The sequence below is a fragment of the Candidatus Acidiferrales bacterium genome (assembly GCA_035934015.1).
GTDB lineage: Bacteria > Acidobacteriota > Terriglobia > Acidiferrales > UBA7541 > DAHUXN01.
Genome location: DASYYH010000016.1, coordinates 34,454 through 60,722, shown reverse-complemented (window position 1 = coordinate 60,722; position 26,269 = coordinate 34,454). Strand labels below are relative to the sequence as shown.

At 57.3% G+C, this 26,269-nt stretch carries 17 protein-coding genes; 7 read left to right on the top strand and 10 right to left on the bottom strand.

The genetic code is table 11. The annotated features are described in order from the left end of the window. Window positions 1-2: 2 nt before the first annotated feature. The 4 genes from VGR81_07520 to VGR81_07505 form a co-directional block, all read right to left on the bottom strand. On the bottom strand, window positions 3-2,693 hold the full coding sequence (locus VGR81_07520) for an ABC transporter permease (protein HEV2288785.1): 2,691 nt from the start codon (window positions 2,691-2,693) through the stop codon (window positions 3-5). Then, window positions 2,690-3,040 carry a PadR family transcriptional regulator gene (locus tag VGR81_07515; GenBank protein ID HEV2288784.1) on the bottom strand — a complete coding sequence of 117 codons (351 nt, stop codon included), beginning with the start codon at window positions 3,038-3,040 and terminating at the stop codon, window positions 2,690-2,692. The genes VGR81_07520 and VGR81_07515 overlap by 4 nt, the downstream gene beginning before the upstream one ends. 137 nt (window positions 3,041-3,177) lie before the next feature. Further along, window positions 3,178-5,694 carry an ABC transporter permease gene (locus tag VGR81_07510; protein HEV2288783.1) on the bottom strand — a complete coding sequence of 839 codons (2,517 nt, stop codon included), beginning with the start codon at window positions 5,692-5,694 and terminating at the stop codon, window positions 3,178-3,180. Between the two features lie 159 nt (window positions 5,695-5,853). Continuing rightward, window positions 5,854-6,459, bottom strand: a complete 606-nt coding sequence (locus tag VGR81_07505; protein HEV2288782.1) for a CGNR zinc finger domain-containing protein — start codon at window positions 6,457-6,459, stop codon at window positions 5,854-5,856. Window positions 6,460-6,569: 110 nt separating this feature from the next. On the opposite strand from VGR81_07505, the gene VGR81_07500 reads away from it, so the two are divergent. From VGR81_07500 to VGR81_07490, 3 genes are all read left to right on the top strand, one after another. Next, entirely contained in the window at window positions 6,570-8,000 is a 1,431-nt protein-coding gene (locus VGR81_07500) for an aminotransferase class V-fold PLP-dependent enzyme (GenBank protein ID HEV2288781.1), read from the top strand. A 343-nt stretch (window positions 8,001-8,343) separates the two neighbouring features. Beyond that, window positions 8,344-9,780, top strand: coding sequence for an amidohydrolase family protein (locus tag VGR81_07495; GenBank protein ID HEV2288780.1), 1,437 nt, complete (start codon window positions 8,344-8,346; stop codon window positions 9,778-9,780). A 39-nt stretch (window positions 9,781-9,819) separates the two neighbouring features. Next, window positions 9,820-10,698, top strand: coding sequence for a polyphosphate kinase 2 family protein (locus tag VGR81_07490; protein ID HEV2288779.1), 879 nt, complete (start codon window positions 9,820-9,822; stop codon window positions 10,696-10,698). Between the two features lie 56 nt (window positions 10,699-10,754). Here VGR81_07490 and VGR81_07485 read toward each other — a convergent pair whose 3' ends face one another. From VGR81_07485 to VGR81_07465, 5 genes are all read right to left on the bottom strand, one after another. Beyond that, complete coding sequence (locus VGR81_07485; GenBank protein ID HEV2288778.1) at window positions 10,755-11,246, bottom strand: MaoC family dehydratase; 492 nt, start codon at window positions 11,244-11,246, stop codon at window positions 10,755-10,757. 30 nt (window positions 11,247-11,276) lie between these two features. Next, window positions 11,277-12,440, bottom strand: a complete 1,164-nt coding sequence (locus VGR81_07480) for a CaiB/BaiF CoA-transferase family protein (protein HEV2288777.1) — start codon at window positions 12,438-12,440, stop codon at window positions 11,277-11,279. Between the two features lie 37 nt (window positions 12,441-12,477). Further along, window positions 12,478-13,647: an acyl-CoA dehydrogenase family protein gene (locus tag VGR81_07475; GenBank protein ID HEV2288776.1), complete on the bottom strand. Its 1,170-nt coding sequence runs from the start codon at window positions 13,645-13,647 to the stop codon at window positions 12,478-12,480. 88 nt (window positions 13,648-13,735) lie between these two features. After that, on the bottom strand, window positions 13,736-15,079 hold the full coding sequence (locus VGR81_07470; protein ID HEV2288775.1) for an aldolase/citrate lyase family protein: 1,344 nt from the start codon (window positions 15,077-15,079) through the stop codon (window positions 13,736-13,738). 30 nt (window positions 15,080-15,109) lie between these two features. After that, a complete protein-coding gene (locus tag VGR81_07465; GenBank protein HEV2288774.1) occupies window positions 15,110-15,469 on the bottom strand; it encodes a hypothetical protein in 360 nt (119 codons plus the stop codon). 147 nt (window positions 15,470-15,616) lie between these two features. On the opposite strand from VGR81_07465, the gene VGR81_07460 reads away from it, so the two are divergent. Further along, entirely contained in the window at window positions 15,617-16,915 is a 1,299-nt protein-coding gene (locus tag VGR81_07460) for an aminotransferase class V-fold PLP-dependent enzyme (GenBank protein HEV2288773.1), read from the top strand. Window positions 16,916-16,987: 72 nt separating this feature from the next. On the opposite strand, the gene VGR81_07455 is transcribed toward VGR81_07460, so the two are convergent. Next, window positions 16,988-18,259: a cupin domain-containing protein gene (locus VGR81_07455; protein ID HEV2288772.1), complete on the bottom strand. Its 1,272-nt coding sequence runs from the start codon at window positions 18,257-18,259 to the stop codon at window positions 16,988-16,990. A 354-nt stretch (window positions 18,260-18,613) separates the two neighbouring features. Here VGR81_07455 and VGR81_07450 point away from each other — a divergent pair, with 354 nt between their 5' ends. Genes VGR81_07450 through VGR81_07440 form a run of 3 tightly spaced genes read left to right on the top strand, consistent with a single transcriptional unit; the run spans window position 18,614 to window position 26,172 of the window. Then, window positions 18,614-19,963, top strand: coding sequence for an MdtA/MuxA family multidrug efflux RND transporter periplasmic adaptor subunit (locus VGR81_07450; GenBank protein ID HEV2288771.1), 1,350 nt, complete (start codon window positions 18,614-18,616; stop codon window positions 19,961-19,963). Beyond that, window positions 19,960-23,067: a multidrug efflux RND transporter permease subunit gene (locus VGR81_07445; GenBank protein ID HEV2288770.1), complete on the top strand. Its 3,108-nt coding sequence runs from the start codon at window positions 19,960-19,962 to the stop codon at window positions 23,065-23,067. The genes VGR81_07450 and VGR81_07445 overlap by 4 nt, the downstream gene beginning before the upstream one ends. A gap of 3 nt (window positions 23,068-23,070) precedes the next feature. Then, the gene (locus VGR81_07440) at window positions 23,071-26,172 is read left to right on the top strand and encodes a multidrug efflux RND transporter permease subunit (protein HEV2288769.1); all 3,102 of its coding nucleotides are present in this window, start codon (window positions 23,071-23,073) and stop codon (window positions 26,170-26,172) included. The last annotated feature ends 97 nt before the right edge of the window (window positions 26,173-26,269 follow it).

The window sequence follows — 26,269 nt, the reverse complement described above, 5'->3', positions numbered from 1 at the left end:
CGTCACTCGTAGCGCAACGCGACCATTGGATCGACGCGCATCGCCCGCCGCGCGGGGATGTAGCAGGCAAGCAGCGCGACGAGCGCCAACAAGAGCGCGACCGCAGCAAACGTAAGCGGATCGCCTGAATCCACACCATACAAGAAGCTGCGCATCAAACGCGTCGCCGCGAATGCGGCGGCGAGACCGATTGCGATCCCAAAAGCAGCGAGCCGCGCGCCCTGCCCAAGAACCATTTGAAAGACGCTGCCTCGCTGCGCTCCCAGCGCCATGCGAATGCCGATCTCCTGTGTGCGTTGCGTCACGTTGTAGGAAATCACGCCGTACATTCCCACTGCCGCAAGCACCAGCGCGAGGCCCCCGAAGGCTCCCAGCAGCAGCATGGCGAAGCGCGGCACAGTCATCGAATCCTCCACAATGCTGTTCAATGTCCTGAGGTTGGCGATCGGCAGATCGGGGTCTACGGAATGAACCGCAGCAGGCAAACTAGCGGTAAGAGATGCCGGATCTTGCACCGTTCGCACCACAACATTCATTTCCAGCAGCGAGGGCCAGATTTTCTGCGTGTAGGGCACGTACATTTCTGGAGGAGGAGACTCGCGCAGAGATAGGCGTTTCACATCTGCCGCGATTCCAACGATTGTCTCTTCAGGAAATGATAGCGAACGCGGCGCGATCCGTTTGCCGATGGGGTCTTGCCCGGGCCAATACTTTCTGGCTAGCGCTTCGCTGATGACCGAAACGGGCATGGAATTCGCGGTATCCGACTCGAGAAATCCCCGGCCGCGAAGAATCGGCGTCCCCGCCGCTGCAAAATAGCCGGGAGATACCATCGTGTAATTAGCCATGGGAGTTTCCGGTCCATTCGCTCGCGGCCGGTCGGAGAAGCGGATCGCCGTCGACTCAGTTACGCCGTCCATAGGAACAGTTTCCGTCACGCCCGCAGCCTCAACGCCCGGCAACCCCTGAAGATGATGGAGCACTTGCCGGTACACCGAGACAATGTGAGCCTGGTCGGGATACTTCGACGCTGGCAGCGTAAGCTGGAACGTAAGAGCGTGCTCTGTCTGAAATCCGGGATCCACTTTGAGCAGACGGTAGAACGTTCGCGTGAGCAATCCCGTGGCAATCACCAGAACCAGCGCCAGCGCGATTTGCGACACGAGAAGGGAATTGCGCGCGTTCTGCGATGCGCGGCTGGAGCCGGATCGGCGGCCGCCATCCTTGAGCGATTCGACCAAATTTTGGCGCGCCGCGCCGAGGGCTGGAGCCAGGCCAAAAAGGATGCCTGTCAGCAGCGTAACGCCGAGCGCAAAAAGGAAAACACGAATGTCGAGGCTCGCTTCATTGAGCCGCGGGATGCTGGATGGCCCAAAAATCTTCACGAAATAAATCGCCAATTTGGCAAGCAGGATTCCCAGCACGCCTCCCATGCCGGCCAGGACAACGCTTTCCGTCAACAATTGGCGAATCAACCGGGACGCTCGGGCTCCCAGCGCAGCTCGCACGGTCATTTCTCGTTTGCGATTCAAGGAACGCGTCAGCAACAAGCTCGCCACATTCGAGCAAGCGATCAATACGACCACCCCGACAGCAGCGAGAATCAGCAGCAGCGGCTGCCGCGTGTCCCCGGCCACTTGACGTGCCAGCGGCGTTACATTCGACCGAAACCAACCCTGTCCATTTTTCCGATCGCGTTCCAACCGCTTGCCCATCACGTCCATATCCGCCTGTGCCTGTGAGATCGTGACGCCGGGTTTCAATCGCCCGATGACGGCCAGCTCATCCGATTCATTCAGGATCTTTGGGCCCCGATTGAGCGCCAGCGGCACCCACAACTGCACTTGGGGAGCGAACGTGAAACTATCTGGCATTTCATTCGCGCGCGGAAAGGCAAAACCGGGCGGCATCACGCCGATCACCGTATATGCCGCGCCATTCAATTCAATCGCGCGCCCCAAAATGCTTTGATCGCCGCCGAATCTTTCTCGCCACAGGGCGTCGCTCAGAATCACTACGTGTTCGTTGCCCGGGCGATCTTCTTCGTCTGTGAATGTCCGCCCCAGTGCTGGCGAGACGCCAAGGGATGGGAAGAATCCCGCCGAAGCGCGCAGCCCATTGAGTTGCACCGGATCGCCAGAGCCTGTTAAATCAAAGGTGCCGCTGAGGAATGCGCCGAGATCCTCAAAGGTTTTTGTTTCTTGTGCGAAAAACAGAAAATCGACGCGGCCCCACGGATATATGTCGAAGCCGAGATTCAATCCTTTCCGCGGCAGGCGCCACGGAAAAACGATTTGCTCCGCATGCGGGAAGGGAAGTGGTTTGAGAAGGACGGCGTTGACCAGGCTGAAAACCGCGGTGCTCGCTCCAATGCCCAGAGCCAGCGTGAGGACGGCGACGGCCGTAAAGCCCGGCGACTTGCGCAGTGTGCGCAGGCCATAGCGAATATCCTGCAGCAGCGTATCGAAAAAATGTACGCTGGCGGCTTCGCGGCATTCTTCCTTGAATTTCTGATAGCCGCCGAATTCCATTCGCGCGCGCCGCGCCGCTTCGGCGTGGGAAAGTCCCGAGCGTTCGAGGTCCTCTGTGCGATTTTCAAGATGCGAGCGGAGTTCTTCATCCATTTCATCGTCGATGTGCGAGTTGTGCATCACATTCGCCGCAAATGTGCGCAGCACGCCAAGGAGGTTCATACTTCCTCCGGCTGCGCGCCAAGAGCGGACGCAATCGCGGCGACAAGGCGATTCCATCCGTCGGCTTCTTCCCGCAGGCGCTTGCGTCCCGCCGCGGTCAGCTCATAAAACTTGGCCCGCCGGTTGTTTTCCGATGTACCCCAGTTCGCCCTGAGCAATCCCTGATGCACCAGGCGAAACAGAGCCGGATAGAGCGCTCCTTGTTCGATCAGCAGCGCACGCCGCGAAATCTGTTCGATGCGCAAAAGAACGCCATAGCCATGCAACGGTCCGAGCGAGACGGCTTTTAAAATAAGGAGATCGAGCGTCCCGGGAAGAATCTGCGCCTGGCTTTGCGGAGTGGTCATCTGTCCTCCTAAGACAATTAGGAGGCTACGCGAGTCTCTCCTAAGTTGTCAAGGAGAGAGTTAAACTTTTTCGCGGGGCCGCCGCAGGCAATCCCGGCCGGTTTAGCCGGGCTTAGTGCGCCAAATCGCGGCGCCAGTTATTCGTACCGCAGCGCCACCATTGGGTCCACGCGCACCGCTCGCCGCGCGGGGACGTAGCACGCCGCGCCGGACACAGCCGCCAGCAACACGACGACGCCGATGAACGTCAGAGGATCGGCCGTGTTCACGCCGTAAAGCATGCTGGCCATCCAATGCGTGCCCGCCAGCGCCGCGACGATTCCAATCGCGCCGCCGATCAGCGTCAGCCACGCACCCTGCCCCAACACGAGCCGCAAAATATCGCTGCGCTGCCCGCCGAGCGCCATGCGAATTCCAATCTCGCGCGTCCGCCGCGCCACCACATACGCCAGCACGCCGTAAAGCCCCAGAGCCGCCAGCAGCGCGGCCAGCAATGCCATCGAAATCGAAAGAATCGCCACCAGCCGGTCGTTAAACATTTCGTCGCTGATCTGCGCCGTTAGCGTCCTCATGTTGTTGATCGGCAAATTCGCATCCAGCCGCCCGATGGTTGAGCGCAGCGTCGCCGCCATTTGCCCTGGATCGCGCTCTGTGCGCACATAAAACGTCAGCGCGCCGAGCTGCGGTTCCTGCGTATACGGCTGGTACATGAACGGCACTATATTGGCGCGCGGCCCGTCCCATTTGCTGTCCGCCACTACGCCGACAATCTCCATGTCCGGATGAACGCTGCTGCCCCCGCCGCGGGCGATGTGCATTCCCACGGGATTGCGCCCGGCAAAGAAGCGCTTCGCCAGCGTCTGATTGATGATGATTACCTTGTGGCTCGCCGTCGTGTCTGCGTCCGTGAATTCGCGGCCCGCAACCAGCGGAATCCCCATTGTCGAGAAATAATTGGGACTGATATAAGCCCAGAACACATTCGTGTTTTCATCAGGGCCCACCGTGTAGCCTTCGGGCGTGATGTTCGAGCTGTTGTCGTCGTTCGCGAAGATCTGTTGCTCGGAGATGGTCACCGAGCGCACGCCGGGCAGCGCCGCAATTGCCTGCCGTGCCTGCTGTCCAAGGGCCAGCGTTTGCGGCGGTTTATCGCCATTCAAATCCGGCTCTACGGAAAATTGCAGGATGTTATCTGTTCTCACGCCAAGATTGGCGTGCTCCAGGTTCGTCAGCGTCCGCGCCAGCAATCCCGCGCCGGCGAGAAGCACCGCCGTGAGCGCCACTTGCGCGACAATTAGAACTTTCCGCAGGCGAATATTCGTGCGGCCTTCGGAGACGCTCGATCCTTGATCCTTCAGCGTGGTCTGCAGATTCACGCGCGTGGCGCGCAGCGCCGGCGCCAGGCCAAATAGCACGCTGGTCACAATGGTGATTCCCGCGGCGAACCACAGCACGCGCGGATCCAGTTGCGCAGTCAGCCCCGTCATCCCCGCGTCTGATGGAATCGCGCTCACCATTGTATTCAGGCACCACGACGCAAACGCCAGTCCCGCCACTCCGCCCGCCACGCCAATCAGCAGACTCTCCGTGAGCAATTGCTGCAGCAGCCTGGCGCGTCCCGCGCCCAGCGCAAGGCGTATCGCAATTTCCCGCTGCCGCGCTTCTCCGCGCGCCACGAGCAAACTTGCCAGATTTGCGCACGCAATCAGCAGCACCAGCGCAACCATGCCAAGCAGAACCAACAGCGGCTCTTCGGCTCCCGGCTGCACGACCTGTCGGCCGCCCGCGCCGTCTGTCAGCTGCAGCGGCTTCTCCAGAAACTGTTTCGTTCGCGGGCTTTTGTCCGATAGCTTCAGCAGCTTCGCGTCCTCTTCGAGCAGCGGCGCATAAACCGGCTCGAGCGACGCCTGCGCTTGTGCGCGCGAGACCCCGGGCTTCAGCCGGCCGAGAACCGCGACGAAATGATCCGTGCGCTTGCCGAGATCCAGTCCGCTCGTCGGCGCCATCTGGTTCAGCATGGTGATGGGAATGAAAATGTCCGGCAGCGAGCCGAACTGTACGCCGTCGAAGCCCTTGCGCGCCACGCCAACCACGGTTAGCGCCGTTCCATTCACCGTGAGCGGCTTGTCCAGAATTGATGGATCCGCGCCGAACTTTCGCGTCCAGTAGCCGTAACTCAGGACGGCCACGGGATTCGCGCCTGGTTCCGTTTCGTCGTTTGCATCAAAGACGCGCCCCAGTGCCGGTGCCACATCGAGCGTCTGAAAGAAGTTGCCGCTCACCAGTTCGCCGTTTGCGCTCTGCGTCGAGCCGTGACCGGAAACATTCACGTCCACTCCAAAGCATGTGAGCAGGCCGGAAAAAACAGAACTGCGGTCACGCAAATCTTTGTACATCGGGTAGGAGAACGACTGCGCGCCATCGGTCATGTCGCTAGAAGTGCGTCCGGGATTCGGCCCCGGCGACCGCAGCACGACCAGTTGCTGCGGATTGGGCACAGGCAGCATCCGCAACAGCACCTGATCCGTGAACGAGAAAATCGCTGTGTTCGCGCCGATGCCCAGCGCCAGCGTCAGCACCGCAATCGCGGTGAAAGCCGGCGATTTTCCCAGCATTCGCAGTCCGTAGCGTATGTCCTGCCAGAGCGTTTGCATGTCTCCACCCCCAGAACCAACAAGCATACACGCAGATAGCCTTCCCAATTAGACACCGAATAAGCCTTTTGAGATCAGGGTTTATGGTCTGCCTGGCCACAATTGTTCGGCTGGATTGTCCGCTTGCGGGAGGCCCTGTCGCGAAATCGGACAATCACGTTACCCCGTGTTCCGTCGCCGGGCATGGAACCGCCGAACCTTTGCGCGATTGCCGCAAACACGCATATCGCACCATCGCCGGGAATGATTCTTGCTTCGGTCCACAAACAACCATCGGCATTTTTCATCGCTGCACTCGCGAATGCGATTCCGGTCCTGCGACGTCAGCAAATTGGCCGCTGCATCAATGATCGGCCAGAGCAGCTCATTGCTGGTCTCGTCGGATTTGCCATGCTGGCGCGTGAATTGCCTCTTGCCCCAAACGATAGCTTCCGGGACGCATGTTCCTGCCAGAAAACGGTTGAATGTCTCTAGGCACTCTCGCTTGGGGGATTGGCGGACGGCAATCGATCGAAACAGAAAGTACATCGCCTCGCGAAGCTCGATCACACGTTCGAGAATGCGCCCCCTTTCTCCCGCGTCCGTCTTCTGCAGCAGCTTGCGCGCCCGGCGTTCCGCAATCATCCCCGTTTGCACCGCGAATTTCAGGAACGCTTCATAATTCGCCAAAAGATCAGTGAGGCGATCGGGAGCGTAACGATTGTCCAGAGTGTTTACGAAATCGAGAGCCACGTCGCCCGCAACGAGTTGAAATCGCTCTTTCATAAAGCCCCGCCATATTGTAACTGGTGATCCAGCATTTGACAGGTTTCCAGTCAAATCGTACTATGTAACCTGTAAACTTTCATTATACAGGTTAAAGAAAAGGAGATGGAATGGATTCGGTGCCGCTGTGCTCTCTCGACTTTCGTTCGGAAAATCAGTATGGGGAACTCTTGAAGGATGCGGCCTCGCGCGCGAGCCGCTATCTCGAAACAATTCGTGAACGCCATGTAGGTGTGCCTGCCGGCGCGCTCCATAACCTTGCTGCGCTGGGCGGGCCTCTGTCGTCGCACGGAGAAGATCCCCGCTTCCTCCTGAAACTCCTCGACGAAGTCGGCTCCCCGGCCACGGTTGCCAGTGCGGGATCTCGTTTTTTCGGCGGAGTCATCGGAGGCGCGTTGCCTGTGACCGTTGCCGCACATTGGCTTGCCGATGTTTGGGATCAGAATGCCTGTCTCTTCGATCTTTCGCCTGTCTCTGCATATTTGGAGGACGTTGTTCTCGCATGGGTGCTGGAGCTCTTCGGCCTCCCTCCGCGTTCCGGCGGCGCCTTCGTCACTGGCACGCAGATGGCGGATGTGACCGCTCTCGCTGCCGCGCGCTATGCCGCGCTGCTCAAGTCTGGTTGGGACGTCCAAAGCGAAGGCATGTTTGGCGCGCCGCCCGTCACTGTCGTTGTTGGCGAAGAAGTCCACGCGACAATGTGGAAAGCGCTGGCGCTGCTCGGCTTTGGCCGCAGCCGCGTGCTTGTTGTCCCGGCGGACTCTCAAGGCCGCATGTGTCCCTCGGGAATACCCCGGCTGAAACGACCTATGATTATCTGCGTTCAGGCCGGCAACGTGAACACCGGCGCTTGCGATCCGATTGACGAAATCTGCGACATCGCCGGCGCAATGGACGCCTGGGTTCACGTCGATGGCGCTTTCGGCCTCTGGGCCGCCGCCAGTCCCGCGCGCAAGCAACTGGTTGATGGAGTCGCCCGAGCGGACTCTTGGGCCACCGATGCGCACAAGTGGCTCAATGTGCCCCAGGATAGCGGCATCGCCATCGTGCGTCAGCGGGAGGCATTGCGCCATGCCATGTCGATCACTGCGTCTTATTATCCCGATCCTGCCGGCAAGCGCGAACCCATGCAGTGGGGGCCGGAATCCTCGCGCCGCGCCCGCGCGATAGAAATCTGGGCCGCTTTGCGCTCCCTTGGCACAGAGGGCGTCGCGGATTTGATTGAGCGTACTTGCCAGCATGCGGCGAAATTTGCCGAAGGCTTTCGCGCAGCCGGATACGAAGTGCTGAACGATGTCGTGCTGAACCAAGTCCTTGTTTCTTTCGGCGACGGCGAATCCACCGCGCGCATCATCGCTGCCATTCAGGAAGAGGGAACGTGCTGGTGCGGCGGCACGCTTTGGAAAGGGCGCAGAGCTATGCGGATAAGCGTCTCTTCGTGGGCAACCACGGACGCCGACGTGACGTGCAGCTTGCAGGCCATGCTCGCCATTGCGTCAGGCGAATCCAAGAGCAAATCGCAATCGGCCCCTTTGTCCTGAGATACGGCGTGTCGGCATCGCATTTGTTTTTGTAAGGCTCAATCGAAGTGATCGGGCGCTGTGTGTCGCTGTTTCACGCGCCGGAGCACCCTCATTCCTCTCGAAGATCGCCAGTTCTTACAACCACTACACCTTGCATTTCTTTCATAAATTCCCCATGATTTTTCTTGCGCACGCCGCGTGCATCTTTGCAGCGCGCGCGGCCCTGCCGGTAATTGGCAAGCCATGAAGGGAAGTGAAAGTTGAGCGAAAAGTTGAACCAGAAGGCGCCAAGCAGTGCAGGAGGCCAAATCGATACTGTAATTATTAGAAATCTTCGTAACTCACACAAAAGAAAGGGTCGATGCCAATTCTAATCGATAAGAATTGCACACTTTTCATCCTCTGGTCGCACGGCATTCGCCGTCGGCCAACCACTGTGCCGCCGAAGTGGTATTATCCTGCCGCCATGAACATAAAAAGCTGCTTTTCCGCCATCGCGATTCTCATTCTCTCGTTTCTCATAACAACCATAACCGCATCGGCGCAAAGCGAAGCGTCGCACACCGGCTTTGAACACGCATACGCACCGCCAGACCACCCCATCGTCCTGCATGCCGCGCGGCTGCTGGACATCGACTCGGGCAAAATCATCAGTCCCGGCGAAATCCTCGTGCGGGGCGACAAAATCGCCGAAGTGGGAAGCTCGGTCACACACCCGGCGGATGCGCAGACGATTGACCTGGGGAACACCACGCTCATGCCCGGTTTGATTGACGCACATGTCCATCTGTTTCTCCATCCCGGCAACGAGGGCATGCAGACCGTGGACGAATCTGCTTCCGAGCGCACCATCACCGCGGCGCTCAACGCGCGTGCGGATTTGATGGCTGGCTTCACTGCCGAACGCGACATGGGAACGGAAGGTGCAGGTTCGGCGGACACAGCAGTACGCAACGCGATCAATCGCGGTGAAATTCCGGGGCCTCGCCTGCGCCTGAGCGGAATGGCCATTTCCATTCTCGGCGGCCACGAAGACGCGGTCGGCTTCAATCCCGCGCAGCGCGTCCTGGGGAATGCGGATTACGCCAACACGATTGACGAAATTGTCGAGACGATTCGCGAGCAGCACAAGGAAGGCTCAGATTTCGTGAAAATGTACGAAACCGGACGCGACGTATTGCACGACGGAAAATTCATTTCGCAATATCAATACACCGAAGCGCAGCTTGCTGCTGGCGTGGAAGAAGCCGCGCGGCTGGGCACGAAAGTCGGCGTGCATTGCAATGGCGAGCCCGGCGCGCTTTACGCCGTGCAGGCCGGTGTCGAATCCATCGACCACGCCACGTATCTAAGCGACGAAACCATGCGCATCATGCGCGAAAAAGATATTCCCGCAGTCCCCACCTTTCAGGTTTTCGAGTATTTTGCGGACCATGCTCCTTCGCCTGCCGCGGCGGCGAACGAACACACCATGCTCGATTTCAAAGAGCGGCAGTTCAAACGGCAGATCGCCGCGGGCATACCCTTCGCAGTTGGTTCCGACGTCGGACCTTTCATGCATGGCACCCAGGCCCGCGAATTAGTGTTGATGGCCCAGTATGGAATGAAGCCGCTCGCCGTTCTTCAGGCGGACATGCTCGAAGGTGCGAAGGTTCTGATGTGGCAAGGCCAGATCGGCGATTTGAAGACGGGCTATTTTGCGGATGTCGTCGCTGTCCCTGGCAATCCGCTGGAAGACATCAGCGTCGTCCAAAAGGTTTCATTTGTAATGAAAGGCGGCGTCGTATACAAACGCTGAACTAATGGCGATGAAAAATTGCGAGGAGATTTTTAGGCGATGAAGCCGGGAGAATTTGCGAAGCCGTTCAAAATTACCGACGGCGGCAAATTTCGGCTCAAGGGTTTCTCTCCTGAAGAAACTCTCGGTTTCGATGCAAAGGAGAAAGCGCAGGAAACTCTCGATCGCGGTATCTCCCGTCTGAATGATTTGCAGGACAAGCTCATCGCTCAGGACCGCTGGGCGCTGCTTTTGATTTTTCAAGGGATGGATGCTGCCGGAAAAGACAGCACCATCAAGCATGTCATGTCGGGCGTGAACCCGGAAGGCTGTCATGTCCATCACTTCGGGGTCCCGTCGGAAGAGGAACTCAATCACGATTTCCTCTGGCGCGCCACGCAACGTTTGCCCGCGCGCGGCAACATCGGGATCTTCAGCCGCTCGTACTATGAAGAAGTGCTCGTGGTTCGCGTGCATCCGCATTTCCTCAAACAGGAAAAACTCGATCCGACTCTGGTCACGCCAAAAGTCTGGGAGGAGCGCTTCGAAGACATTGTCGCCTTCGAACGCTATCTCCGCCGCAACGGGATCGTCGTTCGCAAGTTTTTCCTGAATGTTTCGAAGAAAGAACAAAAACAACGCTTCCTCGCTCGCCTCGACGAGCCGGAGAAGCACTGGAAGTTTTCCGTAAATGACGTCAAAGACCGCGAATGCTGGGGCGACTTCATGCGTGTCTACGAAGAGATCATTCAGAAAACCAGCACAGCTTTTGCTCCGTGGTATGTCGTGCCTGCGGACCACAAATGGTTCACGCGACTCGTCGTCGCAGAAGCCATCGTCGATGCTCTCGAAGAATTGAATCTGAGTTATCCGAAGTTGGATGCGAATAAACGCGAAGAGTTCAAAAATGCGCGTGCCCTGCTGGAGCACGAAAAATGAACCGCGCATCAAGTGCGGGAAGTTGTGGTGTTTCGACGCGCGCGCAAAATGGCTGGTCAGTCTTTGATTGACGGCTGCGGCGGCTTGGGCGCTTTTCCGCGTTTGTAGACCAGGATCGTTCGTTTGAACTGCATCACGACCGTGCCGTCCTGCTTGAATCCCGTCGTTTTCACTTCCACGATTCCCATGTGCTGGCGCGATTTCGATTCGCGTTTGCTGAGCACTTCCGTTTGCGCATAAATTGTGTCGCCTTCGAAGACTGGCGCTGGCATGCGAACTTCATCCCACCCAAGATTGATCGCGTTTTGCGAAACGTCGCTCACGGAAAGCCCCGTGACCAGCGCCAATGTGAACGTCGAATTCATAAGCGGCTTGCCGAATTCCGTTTGCGCGGAATAGTGTGCGTCGATGTGAATCGGGTTGGTGTTCGCCGTAAGCAGCGAGAACCAGATGTTGTCCGCCTGCGTGACCGTCCGGCCGACGGAATGCCGCAGTGCCATCCCTACTTCGAAATCCTCATAACATGGTCCGCCTTGCTCTCGATCCATCATTAAAGTTCTCCCTGCGTAAACGCTGCTTCAGTGTTCGCTTTCGATTTCCGCGAGAATTTCCTGGGTGTGTTCGCCGAGTGCGGGCACGGCCCCCATGCGCGCCTGTACGTGCGCCAAATTGTGCGGCGGCACAAGCGCCGGAATCGTTCCAACAGGAGAATCCGCCGTGGTCCAACGACTGCGAGCGGCAAGCTGAGCATGCCGCATCACCGCCGGCATGTCGTTCACCGCCGCATTCGCGATTCCCGCACGGTCGAGCCTCGCAATCACTTCGTCCTTCGTCTGCTCGCGAAAAATATTTTCGATCAGCGTTTCGAGCTCGGCGCGATTGCGCAACCGGTCTCGGTTCGTCGCGAAACGAGCGTCGTCGGCAAGAGCCGGTTGATCGAGGACTTCTCCACACAAGCGGCGCCACTCGCGATCGTTCTGAATTGCGAGGTTCACGACGCCATCGGCACAAACGTATCCGCCGTAAGGAACAATCATGTTATGGCGCATTCCTTCGCGCAATGGAACTTGCCCGGCGCCGTACCACGCGTAGAGAGCTGGCGTCGTCCACTCCGTCAGGCATTCGAGCATCGAGATGTCGATTCGTTCTCCGCGCCCGCTGGGCCCACGGCCCAGCAGCGCGGCCAGAATGGAAGAGTAAGCGTAGAAACCGGAAGCGATGTCGGCGATGGAGATGCCGACTTTTGCGGGCGCATCTGCGCTGCCGGTCAAGCTGATAACGCCGGACTCCGCTTGCACGAGTAGATCGTAAGCTTTCTTGTCGCGATAAGGACCATCGGGCCCGTAGCCGGAGATGCCACACCAGATCAGCCGCGGACAACGTCTGGCGAGATCGTCATGACCGAAACCAAATCGCTCGACGGCCCCGGGAATCAAATTGTGAAGGAAAACATCGGCGCGCTCGGTCAGTTTTGAAAGAATCGCAAGATCGCAACCCTGTTTCAAGTCGAGCACGATGCTGCGCTTGCCGCGATTCAGCCAGGCAAAATACGCGGAGAGCCCATTGAGCGCGCCATCATAGTCGCGCGCGAAATCGCCGCGGTCCGGGCGCTCGACCTTGATGACGTCCGCTCCCAGATCCGCCAGCTGCCGCGAGCAGAAGGGCGCAGACACGGCTTGCTCGAGCGCCACAACCCGAAGACCGCTTAATGGAAGAGAATTGTGCGGCTCAGAAACGCTCATTTTCGGACGCGATTTCCCTTCATGATTCAAATCCAATTCAAAACGAGCGCGGCATTTCCAGCACGTGCTCCGCAAGATAAGAAAGAATCATATTCGTGGAGATCGGCGCCACTTGATAGAGACGTGTCTCGCGGAATTTTCGCTCGACGTCGTACTCTGCGGCGAAGCCGAAGCCGCCGTGGGTTTGCAGGCACACGTTCGCTGCTTCCCATGACGCGTCCGCTGCGAGAAGTTTTGCAAGGTTCGCTGAGGCACCGCAGGGAAGGCCTCTGTCGAATTCGCCGGCGGCCTCGTAGCGCATCAAATCTGCCGCCAGCAGGTTGGCGTAGGCCCGTGCGATAGGAAACTGCACGCCCTGATTTTGCGCGATGGGCCGGTTGAAAACAATCCGTTCGCTGGCGTACTTGCGGGCCTTCTCGATAAACCAATAACCGTCACCGATACATTCGGCGGCAATGAGAATGCGCTCCGCGTTCATTCCGTCGAGAATGTATCGCAGCCCTTTTCCTTCTTCGCCGATCAAATTTGAGGCGGGGATTTCGAAGTTGTCGAAAAACACTTCATCCGTCTCGTGATTGACCATGTTGCGGATCGGCCGTACGCGCATCTGTCCGCCGTTTTTCGCGCGAAGATCCACGAGGAAAACGGACAAGCCGTCCGTGCGCCGCTGCACTTGGTTCATCGGCGCCGTTCGCGCCAGAAGCAGCATCAGGTCCGTGTGCTGCATGCGCGAAATCCACACTTTTTGGCCGTTGACGATGTAGCGATCGCCTTTCCACTCTGCGAATGTTTTTGTGCTTGCTGTGTCCGTGCCGGTCGTTGGTTCTGTGACGGCGAAGGATTGCAGGCGCAATTCCCCTGAGGCGATTTTCGGCAAATAAGCGCGCTTTTGCTCTTGCGACCCGTGGCGAAGCAGCGTGCCCATGATGTACATCTGTGCGTGACAAGCGCCGGAATTGGCGCCGGAGCGGTTGATCTCTTCGAGAATCACGGAAGCTTGCGTCACGCCAAGGCCTGAGCCACCGTATTCTTCGGGAATCAATGCGGCCAGCCAGCCTGCTTCCGTGAGCGCCTTGACGAATTCTTCGGGATAGGCCGACTTTTCTTCCAGCCTTTGCCAGTATTCGCTCGTAAATTGCGCGCACAGTTCACGAACCGGGCGGCGAAGCTCAGCGTACTCGTGGAAACGTGGATTGATTTCGTTCATAGACCGCGCATTACGCGCCGAGAAACAGCAAACGACTTTACACCCAGGAAAGTTATTTCGTCGACAGGGAACCCGCAAAGCCCGCGGATTATTTGTCGCGGCCCGCGAGAATCTTCAAAAAAGACCCTGAGCGCAGCTCCGCGGAAGTCAGGCCGGTTGAGCGCTCCGCCTCCGACTCCAAAATCGCACCGCAGTTCACCGCACGCACGAAATAGTTCAACAGACCCTGACCCGTTGCCGCGTCGTCGAAGACAGCGCCGACGCGCGTGGCCTGCATTGCCTTGGCGATGAAATTCTTCAGCCGCTCCGCAGCCGCGTCGAGTTCTTCGAGGAAAAAAGCATAAACGCCGGCATAACGTGCGGGGAGCTGGGCCGGATGCAAATCCCAGCTCTGATAGAAGCCCGCCGCAAGAGAGCGGCGGATATTCGCATAGTGCAGGCGCCACGCATCGCGGACAGCTTTTTGATTTTCGTCGGCTTGTTGAGCGGTAAGCGGCGAGCCGTCATTCGTTGCGCGATGTGGCGCAATCGGTATGAGCATCGTTGGCCCGTCGGCCAGGCGCACACCCGTGTCGGTGAGCGCTACTTGCATCGCGCTGCGAGCAAAGTCGCAAGCTGGATGCTGCAGGTTCTGGTATGCGGCGATGACGCCCAGGCTAGCCGTGTAGTCATATGGGCCGAAATGCACGGCGACGCACCGGCCCCGCGCGGCGGAGACAAGTTGCAGCAGATTGTTTTCGCCATTCTCGTTCGAAATGGCTCGCGCCGTTTCGATCATCAACTCAACATGAACGCTTCCGACGGGAAGCCCAAGCTTGACTTCGAGCATTTCCAGCGCGTCCACGAGCGTCGCGGCTTCTTCCGTCATCGAGATTTTCGGCAGCGTCACAGAGAAATTGGATGGCAGCGCACCGCCGGTTTTTTCGACAAGCGCAGTGAGAAAAATGTCCAGCGTGCGCAAGGCTCGCTCGCGACACTCTTCACTCAATGGCTTGATGCGGATGCCGACGAACGGCGGCAAGCTGGATTGGTTTTGTGCTACAGCGAGGTGCTCAGCGGCTGAGCGCGCGTGCGCGTCTTCTTCGCTGTCAGAGCGATGGCCATATCCGTCTTCAAAGTCTATGCCGTAATCTTCCACAGGCTCGCGCTGCAGCTTTTCCCGCACGCGGGCATAAATGATCTCGGAACGAGGAAGGCCAAGAGCCTGCCCGAACGTCACATAGTCAGGAGCGAACTCATCGAGCGCTTGAATCGCTTTTTCTCTCATGCGCTGGACGATGTCCGCCCGGAAAAGATGCGCGCCGCCATAAAGGACGTGCACGGGCTGACGGCGGCTCGTTTCGCCAGGGTAGCGTTTCGCGAGCGCAGCTTGAGCTTGCGCGAGGCGTTGTGTCACATCTTTCAGCGATTCGGCTGTGAGCGATCGTTTCATCTGGAATCCTTCATTCTTTACGGCCCAGATTTATTGCGCATCCCTGTGAACCGTCTCCAGTGTGAAAGCGGGCAGGCAGATGGCAATGTACTCTGCGCCGCCCGGCGTCGAGTATTGCACCCATTCGCCGCGATGGGCGATGACCGCCTGTCCGACGCTCACATCGATCGTTCCGCCGCGATGGGAGACGCGCAAGATGCCCTTGAGAACGACGGTGTATTCGTCGAACTCTGGCGTTTGCCCCGGCTCGACCCATCCCGCCGGGCTTCGCATGTGCGCCACACTGAGCGCCGACGTCTGTGAGTTCACTCTGCCGATAAATTCTTCGATGATTTTCGGTTTGTTGCCTGCTGCTTCAATACGCGTTGGGTGTGAAAGTAATGTCGGCATGAACGGTTTTTCTCTCTTCGTACTGTTTTCTGGCCAGATAGTTTAATGCAGGCGCCGCCGGAAGCGAATCTCTTGTTATTCGCGCCTCGTACGCATATCATCCCCGCATTCGCTCATCGCAATCTCACGAGGGAGGGAGGAACAAAGATGGATCGCCGAAGCTTCCTGCAAAGCGCGCTTGCAATCACGGGCGCCGCGAGCTTGCCCGCTCTGAGCCGCGCCGTCCTGGCGGAACAATTCAATTTTGACGCGCCGCCCATGCCGCGCGGCGAAGTATTCGATCAAAGCGAAGATGAATATTGGCAGCAGATTCGCCAGCAGTTCATCATCCCCGAAGGCGAAGTCTATTTGAACAATGGGACGGTCGGTTCTTGCCCGCTGCCGGTGTTGAAGGCTGTCATCGACTCGGATCATGCCGCCAACGCCATGCGGCAGACCGACCCCGAGGATTATCCTATCTGGGGCTACGGCCCGTGGAACGAATACCGCGATCCGCTGGCGCAGTTCATCGGCGTGACGCGCGATGAGCTGGCATTTGTGCGTAACGCGACCGAAGCGAACAATTTCATGGCCAATGGACTGGACATGAATCCCGGCGACGAAGTACTCATGAGCGATCAGGAGCATCCGAGCGGCCAGGAGCCGTGGAAACTGCGCGCCAAGCGCTACGGCATTGTCGTCAAGCAATACCAGATTCCTCAGCCGCTCACAAACACCGACGATCTTCTCAATCGTATCAACGACGCCATTACGCCGCGCACACGCGTGCTCTTCACGAGCCACATCACCACGACGACAGGCGTCATTCAGCCCGTGAAGCAAATTTGCGCGCTGGCGAAAAGAAAAGGCCTGGTGTCGATGGTGGATGGCGCACAGGTTACGGGCATGATGCAGCTCAATATCAAAGACATTGGCTGCGATATGTACGGTTCAAGTCCGCACAAATGGCTGATGGCGCCGAAGGGCACAGGTTTTCTTTACGTGCGTGACGAGATGATTGACCGGATGTGGAGCACAGTGACTACTGCGGGCTGGGACGACCCCAAGATTCGCGCTGAGCGTTTCCAACGCCTCGGCTCTTCCAACGTCGCCTCTCTTGCGGGCCTGCGCGCCTCCATCGAATTTGCCAACCAGATCGGCATGGCGCGCATCGAGAAGCGCAATCGCGACTTGAACAATTATATTTGGTCGCAGATGCAGCAGCGCGGCGCAGAAAACGTCACCGGCTTCGACGCGCAATACCGCTGCGCCATCGTTTCCGTAAACACGCCACCGGTTCAGATTGGCGACATTGAAAAAGCCCTTTGGGAGCAGAGCAAAATTCGCATTCGCGGCGGCGCGCCCTACAAGATCCGGCTTTCGACGCCGTACTATTTGCAAAAGGCGGATATCGACAGATTTCTTGAAAAGTTCGACGAGTTCAAGAAAAACTACAAAGCGGCGTGACCTCTCGCGCCGGGAAGTCTTGCAAACGCACCTAAGCCTGGGTCGTCCGAGGCACGGCTTTTTTTCGTTCTCCTAGAGCGGCATGATTGCGACTTCGTCTTTTGGAATCGCGTTGAGCGTGGCCTTGTCAAAACCGAGGTGCTGCATCACCAACTGTGACGGCGTGTGCGACAGCCAGTTCGATAAAGAAATATCTTCGTAGTGGTCGCTGCGAAACATTTCCAGAAACGACAAATCCGTTGTGCCTGTGTTCTCGATGTAGTGAGGAAGCGTCTTCTCAATATACCCCACGTCGCCTCTCTGAAAATCCATAGTGCGAGCGCGACCGCCAGCGGCGAAGACAGTCATTCGCGCATTGCCCCTGATGTAGTACTGCCACTCGTCGGCATTCGGATGCCAATGCAATTCTCGAATGCCGCCGGGGTGAACGGTCACAAGCGCGGCGGCGATTGTCGTCGAGGCAGGGAAATTCTTCGAGTCCACAACGCGCACTTCGCCTCCGCGCGTTCGCTTGCTGGCTTCCATTTGCGTGAGGCGGAAATCGAATGGTCTGGAACGACCCATGCGGCCGGTCGCCGCGCGCTGATCAGCCTCAAGCGGACCAGGAAGCTTTCCTTGAAAGATGTAACGCTCGTAACCGGGAATTGAGGAGAGCGCCTCGCGAGGGATTCCGAAACTTTTCGCCAGAGGACCGGGCGGAGTGTGTGCAAGTAAATCGGTGAGCGATGTCGTGTTGTATTCGGAGAATGCGCCATCATCAAAGACCAAAAGAAATTCGCAGCCATCCGGCGCAAGGCCCTGAATGGAATGCGGAATACCGGAAGGAAAATTCCAGATGTCGCCTTCGTGAACATCGTCAACAAACGACTGGCCGCCGGTGTCGATTGCCGTGATGCGCGCGCTGCCGTAAAGCATGAAGGCCCATTCTGCGGCTTTATGCCAGTGAAGTTCGCGAATGCCTCCAGATCCCAGACGCATGTTGACGCCAGCGATGGATTTTGAGATGGGAAAATCTTCAACGGTCACTTGGCGCGCCCATCCACCTTCTTGCGTGCGTTTATGAGAAAAAGCAAAGGGGTACTTGAACGCAGGAACGTCGCCGTGATCCGTGGGCGGAGGCATCACGGAGTCGGGATTTTGCTGGCTCAGCGCGGCATTTGCCGGGCCGATAGGATTCGTTGCGCTTTGGCCGTGTTCCCCATTGATGACGTCTTCCTTTGAGTCCTGGGAAGCCGCTTTTGCCGCAAGAGAATCAAATGCGAGGCCCGCGGCGGTTGCGGGCAGCGCGCCAAGAAGGGTGCGGCGTGATAATCTGTGTTCCGAATCCGTTCGGTCCTTACCCATTGTTTGATCCTTTCCCAGCTTTTTTCGGACTTGAATCAGGGCGGCTTTCTGCCAGTCCGTTTTGGAGTTTAGATTATTTTTTCGCTTTCCGTGCACAGATATTCGCGGATATGGCCGCGGGACGGCCGAACTGGTAAGATTCGCGCAGAAGAAATCTTCCGATCCGGTTGCCGGACGAAAGTGTACGTATTGCCCAGGGAAACCAGGCGATGTAAGAAGGCGTCTAATTCCCGAACGTAATCTTGAGGCCTGTGATTTATGGGCCGCTACCTCGGTTGTAGCCCACAACTGATGCGCGGTATCCCACAGGGAGCCAGGAGTGGCCGTGCGGCCATATCCTCCAGGAGCTGAGCAATGGGTTCGCGCCAGACAATCGAGCCGCAAACGGGCGACAGCCGCGAAATTCCTCTTTCGCAGGAACTCGCCCTTTCCCCGCGGAAGAAACATCATTGGTGGGCCTGGGTGTTGATTATCGCCATTCTCGGTCTTGCGGCGTGGTATTTCCGCGGGGTGGCGCAGCAACAATCGGCAAAAACAAGCACAGCAGCTCGTGCGCGGATGGGCAACCAGGCTGTTCCGGTTGTCGTGGCAACGGCGCGCACAGGCGATTTGCCGGTCTACTTTACCGGGCTGGGGACTGTCACTGCGTTCTATACAGTGACCGTGCACACGCGAGTCGACGGTCAGATCATGACCGTGTATTTCAGGGAAGGTCAGTTTGTAAACAAGGGCGAAGCGCTCGTTGAAATTGACCCACGGCCATACCAGGTTCAACTCGAACAAGCCGAGGGGCAACTTGCCAAGGATGAAGCTGCGCTCAAGGACGCGACCCTTGATTACAATCGCTACACCACACTCGCCGGGGAAGGTGTGATTCCGAAGCAACAGCTCGATACACAAACCTCTGTGATGAACCAGGCGCAAGGAGCGATTAAGTCGGACCAAGCGTCCATTGACAGCGCCAAGCTACAGTTGGTCTATTGCCACGTCACCGCGCCAATCAGCGGGCGCATCGGGCTGCGACTCGTGGATCCTGGAAACGTGGTCCACGCAACGGATACGACCGGCCTGATCGTTATCACCCAACTGCAGCCGATCGCGGTGATCTTTACGCTCCCGCAGGATGAGTTGCCGGAGGTCTATAAAGAGCTGCGATCTCGCGATCATTTGCCGGTGGACGCCTACGATCGCGATGACACGACGAAGATCGAGAGTGGTTTTTTGCAGACGATGGACAACCAGATTGATACGACGACGGGGACATATAAGCTCAAAGCTGTTTTTAACAACGAAAATAATGTTCTGTTTCCGAATCAGTTCGTCAACATTCATTTGCTGGTTAACACGGAGCATAACGTTACAGTCATTCCTGCGGCGGCAGTGCAACGCGGGCCGAATGGGACATACGTGTACGTGGTCAACGAAAACAATGTTGTCAATGTCCGCGCCGTAAAAGTGGGTCTGACAACGGACAACGATGTCGCCATCGACAGCGGGGTTCAACCCGGCGAACGCGTGGTGACCGATGGGCTGGATAAACTCTCTGACGGCAGCAAGATTGTTGCGCGCAATGCGACCGGAGGTCCCGCGGGGACGCCGAACGGACGCCCATCCCAGTCTCAGGCGGGAAAAGCTCCGGCGGCTCCCAATTCGCAACCGCAGGCCGCGCGTCCTCACGGCCGTCACGGAGGGCAACAAAAATGAGCCCGTCTCGGCCGTTCATTCTGCGGCCGGTCGCGACCAGTCTGCTCATGGTCGGGCTGATGCTCGCTGGCTTGGTCGCATATAAGCAGTTGCCCGTTTCCGCTCTTCCAGAAGTGGATTATCCAACAATTCAGGTAGAAACCTTTTACCCGGGCGCGAGTCCGGATGTGATGGCGTCATCTGTGACCGCGCCCCTCGAACGCCAGTTCGGACAGATCCCCGGGCTAAACCAGATGACCTCGACGAGTTCGTTTGGAAGCTCGATCGTCACGCTGCAATTTGTTCTCGATTTGAATATTGATGTGGCGGAGCAAGAAGTACAGGCGGCCATCAATGCGGCGATGCAGTTGCTCCCCAAAGCTCTGCCGAACCCCCCGATCTACAGCAAGATTAACCCGGCAGACACGCCTATCCTGACGCTGGCATTGCAGTCGAAAACATTGCCGCTTTCTAAAGTAGAGGATCTCGCGGACACGAATCTGGCACAGAAGATTTCGCAGTTGTCGGGCGTTGGGTTCGTCAGCATCAGCGGCGGCCAGCGCCCCGCCGTGCGAATTCAAGCGAATCCGACGGAACTCGCCGCATACGGGCTGAGCCTGGAAGATCTGCGCACCGCGCTGGGACAGGCCAATGTAGATGAGGCCAAAGGCAACTTCGAAGGGCCACGCCAGCAGTACACGATTGCCGACAATGACCAGCTTCTCTCCAGCAATGACTACAAGCCGCTAATCATTGCCTATCGAAATGGCGCACCTGTTCGCTTGAGCGACGTTGCCACGGTTGTCGATGGTGCAGAGAACGTGCAGGAAGCGGCGTGGGCCAACGAAAACCCGGCTGTGATCTTGAATATTCAGAGGCAACCGGGGGCGAATATCATCGGTGTAACAGATCGAATCAAAGCGCTTCTGCCACTTTTGCAAGCGTCCCTTCCGTCATCGATCCAGGTTACGCCACTGACGGACCGCACGATTACGATCCGTGCATCGGTCACGGACGTCCAATTTGAGCTCGCAATCACAGTTGTTCTCGTTGTGCTGGTGATTTTTTTGTTTTTGCGCAGCGTGTCCGCAACGGTTATTCCCAGCATTGCGGTTCCGTTGTCGATTGTGGGCACGTTCGGGGTGATGTACCTGCTCGGCTATAGTCTGAACAATCTCACGTTAATGGCTTTAACGATCTCGACTGGCTTCGTGGTCGATGATGCCATCGTGATGATTGAGAATATAAGCCGCTATATCGAGGCGGGCGACCCACCTTTGCAGGCAGCATTGAAGGGCGCCGAGCAAATCGGCTTCACGATTCTATCGCTGACGGTTTCGTTGATCGCTGTTCTGATCCCGTTGCTCTTCATGGGCGACGTCGTCGGGCGGCTCTTCCGCGAGTTTGCTGTGACCCTCGCTGTGACTATTCTCGTCTCTGCATTTGTTTCGCTGACGCTGACGCCGATGATGTGCGCCCAATTGCTGAAACATAAACCGGAAAGTCAGCAGAGTTGGTTTTACCGCACGTCGGAGCGCTGGTTCAACACGGCGATCGAATACTATGGCGGCACGCTGAAAGTTGTCTTGCGATATCGCACCACGACGCTAATTGTTACGTTCGGCACGCTGGTGGCGACGATTTTGCTTTACATATACGTTCCCAAAGGTTTTTTCCCCGTGCAGGATACAGGCGTCATTATGGGAATCTCCCAAGCGCCTCAGGATGTCTCCTTTCAGGCGATGGCGCAACGGCAGCAAGCCCTTGATCACATCATTTTGCAGGACCCCGCGGTGGAGAGTCTTTCTTCTTTCATTGGTGTTGATGGAACGAACATCACGCTCAACAGCGGGCGCGTTCAGATTAATCTGAAGCCGATCGCGGACCGCAACTACGTTTCGGCTTCCGACGTGATTACGCGCCTGGAGCCGCAACTGAATCCAGTGGATGGAATTACGCTATACATGCAGCCCGTACAGGATTTAACCGTTGAAGACCGCGTGAGCCGGACGGAATTTCAATACAGCATGGAAGATGTTGATGCCAATGAACTGGCGCAGTGGACTTCGCGCATGATTGCAAAGATGAAGACGCTGCCGCAGGTGACCGATGTGGCGAGCGATCAGCAAAACGAAGGTTTGCAGGCGACTCTCGTCATTGACCGCGATACGGCTTCACGCCTTGGTCTTCTGCCACAAACTATTGACGATACACTTTACGACGCGTTTGGACAACGCCAGGTCTCGACGATCTTCACGCAACTGAATCAGTATCATGTCGTCGAAGAAGTGCTGCCCAATTTCCAGCAAGACCCGGATGCGCTTAAAAATATTTTCGTGAATTCCGTGACGGGCCAAGAAGTTCCGTTGAGCGCGTTTACGCGCGTCGTGCAGTCGACCGTGCCTCTGACGATCAACCATCAGGGCCAGTTTCCGGTTGTGACCCTGTCTTTTAACCTTGCTCCCGGGGTTTCACTGGGCGATGCCGTGAATGCCATCAATGCGGCCAAAAAAGAGCTCAATATGCCGGCTAGTATTCAGACGAACTTTGAAGGAACCGCCGCTTCCTTTTTGGCCTCGCTCTCGAACGAGCCGCTGCTGATTCTCGCCGCAGTCATCGTGGTTTACATCGTGCTGGGCGTGCTCTATGAGAGCTACATCCACCCGATCACGATCCTTTCCACACTGCCTTCCGCCGGCGTGGGCGCTATCCTTGCGCTGCTGATTTGCCACGAGGAATTCAGCGTCATTGCTTTGATTGGATTGATTCTGCTGATCGGCATTGTGAAGAAAAACGCCATCATGATGATCGACTTTGCGCTGGAAGCGGAACGCAAGGAGGAGAAGCCGGCGCTCGACGCGATTTATGAAGCATGTCTGCTCCGCTTTCGCCCGATCATGATGACGACCATGGCTGCCCTACTCGGCGGTTTGCCTCTCGCTCTGGGTACGGGGATGGGTTCAGAATTGCGGCGTCCTCTGGGGATCACGATCGTCGGCGGACTCTTGCTGAGCCAGCTACTCACGCTCTATACCACGCCCGTCGTCTATGTAGCCTTCGACTGGATCGCTACGCGGCTGCGCTCGCGTGTGCACGTGCCGGCCGAGGAACCGGCGGGCGACTAGGCCGTGAATATCTCTGCCAATTTCTCGGAACCGTTCATCCGGCGGCCGGTGGGCACGTCTCTGTTGACCGCAGCGATCTTGCTGGCCGGTGCTCTGGCATTCAATTTCCTTCCGGAAGCGCCGCTGCCACAGGTGGATTTTCCAACTATCTCCGTGAATGCGGGACTGCCGGGTGCGAGCCCAGAAACGATGGCGTCTGCGGTGGCCACGCCGTTGGAGCGTCAGTTTGGCCGGATTGCCGGCGTGACGCAAATGACTTCTTCCAGTTCGCTTGGCTCGACGAACGTGACGCTGCAATTCGAATTAAACCGCAATATTGACGCGGCGGCGCGCGACGTTCAGGCTGCCATCAATGCGGCGAGCGGCCAGCTCCCCGCTGGCCTGCCAGGAAATCCGACGTATCACAAGGTAAATCCGGCCGATGCGCCAATTATGCTGCTGGGCCTGACTTCCACCAATATTTCGCGCGGCGACGAATATGACGCAGCGGATTCCATCCTGGCTCAGAAGGTCTCGCAAATTCCGGGAGTCGGCCAGACATTTGTCTGGGGCGGGGCGCAGCCGGCCGTGCGCGTCGACGTGAATCCAACGCAGATTAGCAGTTATGGAATCAGTCTGGAACAGGTTCGCACGGCGCTCGCCAATGCGAATGCTCATAGCCCGACGGGTTCGGTGCAAAACGGGTTGCAAACCTGGCAGTTTTCGACAACCGATCAGCTCTTTTTGGCGAAGGAGTATCGTCCGCTCATTGTCGCCTGGGTCAATGGGGGTCCCGTACGATTGTCGGACATCGGCACGATCACCGACTCTGTGTCCAATACGCGGAACGACGGAATCTCGAACGGTGCGCCCGCAATCATGATCGCGGTCTTCCGTCAGCCCGGAGCGAATATTATCGATACCGTCGACCGCGTCCGAGCGGAGTTACCTGTGCTGCAGGCATCCATTTCGCCTTCCATCCACTTGGGCGTAATGCAAGATCGCTCGCCGACGATCCGCGCTTCGATTCACGACGTGGAAATCACGCTGGTGATTTCGATTCTGCTCGTCGTCTTAGTCGTATTTGTGTTTTTGCGCAATGCCTGGGCAACCACGATTCCCAGCATTGCCGTGCCGCTTTCACTCGTTGGCACATTTGGCATCATGTATCTGTGTGGCTACAGCATCGACAACTTGTCGCTGATGGCGCTCTGCGTCTCGACGGGTTTTGTGGTGGACGATGCGATCGTCGTCATCGAAAACATTACGCGGCACCTGGAAATGGGTTTGCGCCCATTCGAGGCAGCGCTGCGGGGCGCACGAGAGATCGGCTTTACTGTCTTTTCCATGAGCACCTCCCTTATCGCCGTTTTCATCCCCATTTTGCTCATGGGCGGGATCGTTGGGCGCCTCTTCAGAGAATTCGCTGTGACACTCAGCACCGCAATTGCTGTTTCGTTGATGGTCTCACTTACCACCACACCGATGATGTGCGCAAGGTTCCTACGGCGGGAGCGAGGAGAGCATGGCCGCGCATATCGCGCCGCGGAGCGCGCCTTTAATGGCCTCTATCATTCGTACGACTTCTGCCTGAAATGGGTGTTGCGCAATCAGCCTGCGGTCCTTGCGGTCACTCTGATGACTGTGGCTCTCAGCATTTATCTCTTTGTGATTGTGCCGAAGGGGTTTTTCCCATCCCAGGATACCGGACGCTTAAGCGGAAACATTCAGGCCGATCAAGCTACTTCTTTCGCCGCTATGGACGCCAAGATGATCGCTTTTGAAAAGATCGTGCAGGCGGACCCGGCCATCGATACTGTAACTGCATTCACCGGCGGCGGAAGTGAAAATACAGCTCGAATGTTTGCGCAACTCAAGCCCATTGGCGTTCGAAAAGTGACAGCGGATCAAGTGATCGCCCGTCTGCGCAGGAAATTGGCGGTAATTCCTGGCGCGACTTTGTACCTGCAGTCGGTGCAGGACGTTAACGTCGGCGGACGCATGAGCAATGCGCAATATCAATACACGCTGCAATCCGAAAATGTCTCGGATTTGAACTACTGGGCTCCAGTATTGATGAAGGAAATGGCCAAAATTCCCGAGTTGCGCGATGTCAACAGCGATCAGCAGGTCCACGGCCTCGAAGCCTCGCTTGTGATCGACCGGGATAGCGCATCGCGCCTGGGCGTGTCCATGAGCGCAATCGACAGCACTTTGAACGATGCATTTGGCCAGCGCCAAGTCTCAAATATTTATAAGGGACTGAACCAATATCATGTGGTGCTGGATGTCTCTCCGCAATATCAACAGAATTCGGATGCACTGAAGGCAATTTATGTGGCTTCGAATTCGGGCAAACTGGTGCCGCTGAGCGCTGTTTCTCACTACGAGCCATCGAGCACTTCCTTGTCGGTGAACCATCAAGGACAATTTCCGTCGATTACACTGTCATTCGGCTTGGGCTTGGGAGCGTCGCTCGGGCAGGCGGTCAATGACATCGAAGCCGCCGAGCGGAGAATTGGCATGCCGGAGATCGTTCAAGGCAACTTTCAAGGAACAGCTCAGGCGTTTCAGGCCTCTCTTTCGTCGGAGCCGATTCTGATTCTCGCCGCACTCGGAGCTGTCTATATTGTTCTAGGCGTCTTGTATGAGAGCTACATACACCCGGTGACTATTCTTTCGACATTGCCCTCCGCAGGCGTTGGTGCACTGCTCGCAATATTTCTTTTCAAGACGGATCTCAATGTGATTTCAATTATCGGGATCATTCTGCTGATTGGGATCGTAAAGAAGAATGCGATTTTGATGATCGACTTTGCCATTCAGCAGGAGCGCATCGAAGGCAAACCGGCCGTGGATGCAATTTATGAGGCATGCTTATTGCGTTTTCGCCCGATCATGATGACGACGATGGCAGCCATGCTAGGAGCTCTGCCACTGGCGATTGGCGGAGGTGCCGGTGCGGAGCTACGACAACCCCTCGGCATCACCATCGTAGGCGGGCTCATCGTCAGTCAGATGCTCACTCTTTTCACAACACCGGTCGTTTACTTGTACCTCGATCGCTTCCAGACCTGGCTTCAGCGCCTTGGCCGCACACACACTCTTCCGAAGACAGCCCACTAAGATAGATTCTGCCAGCACAGTGTTTGTGCGCGCTCGATCCCTCGATTTTCTGTCGGTGTGCCACAATGAACCACCGGTTTGATAATCGCAGAACGCT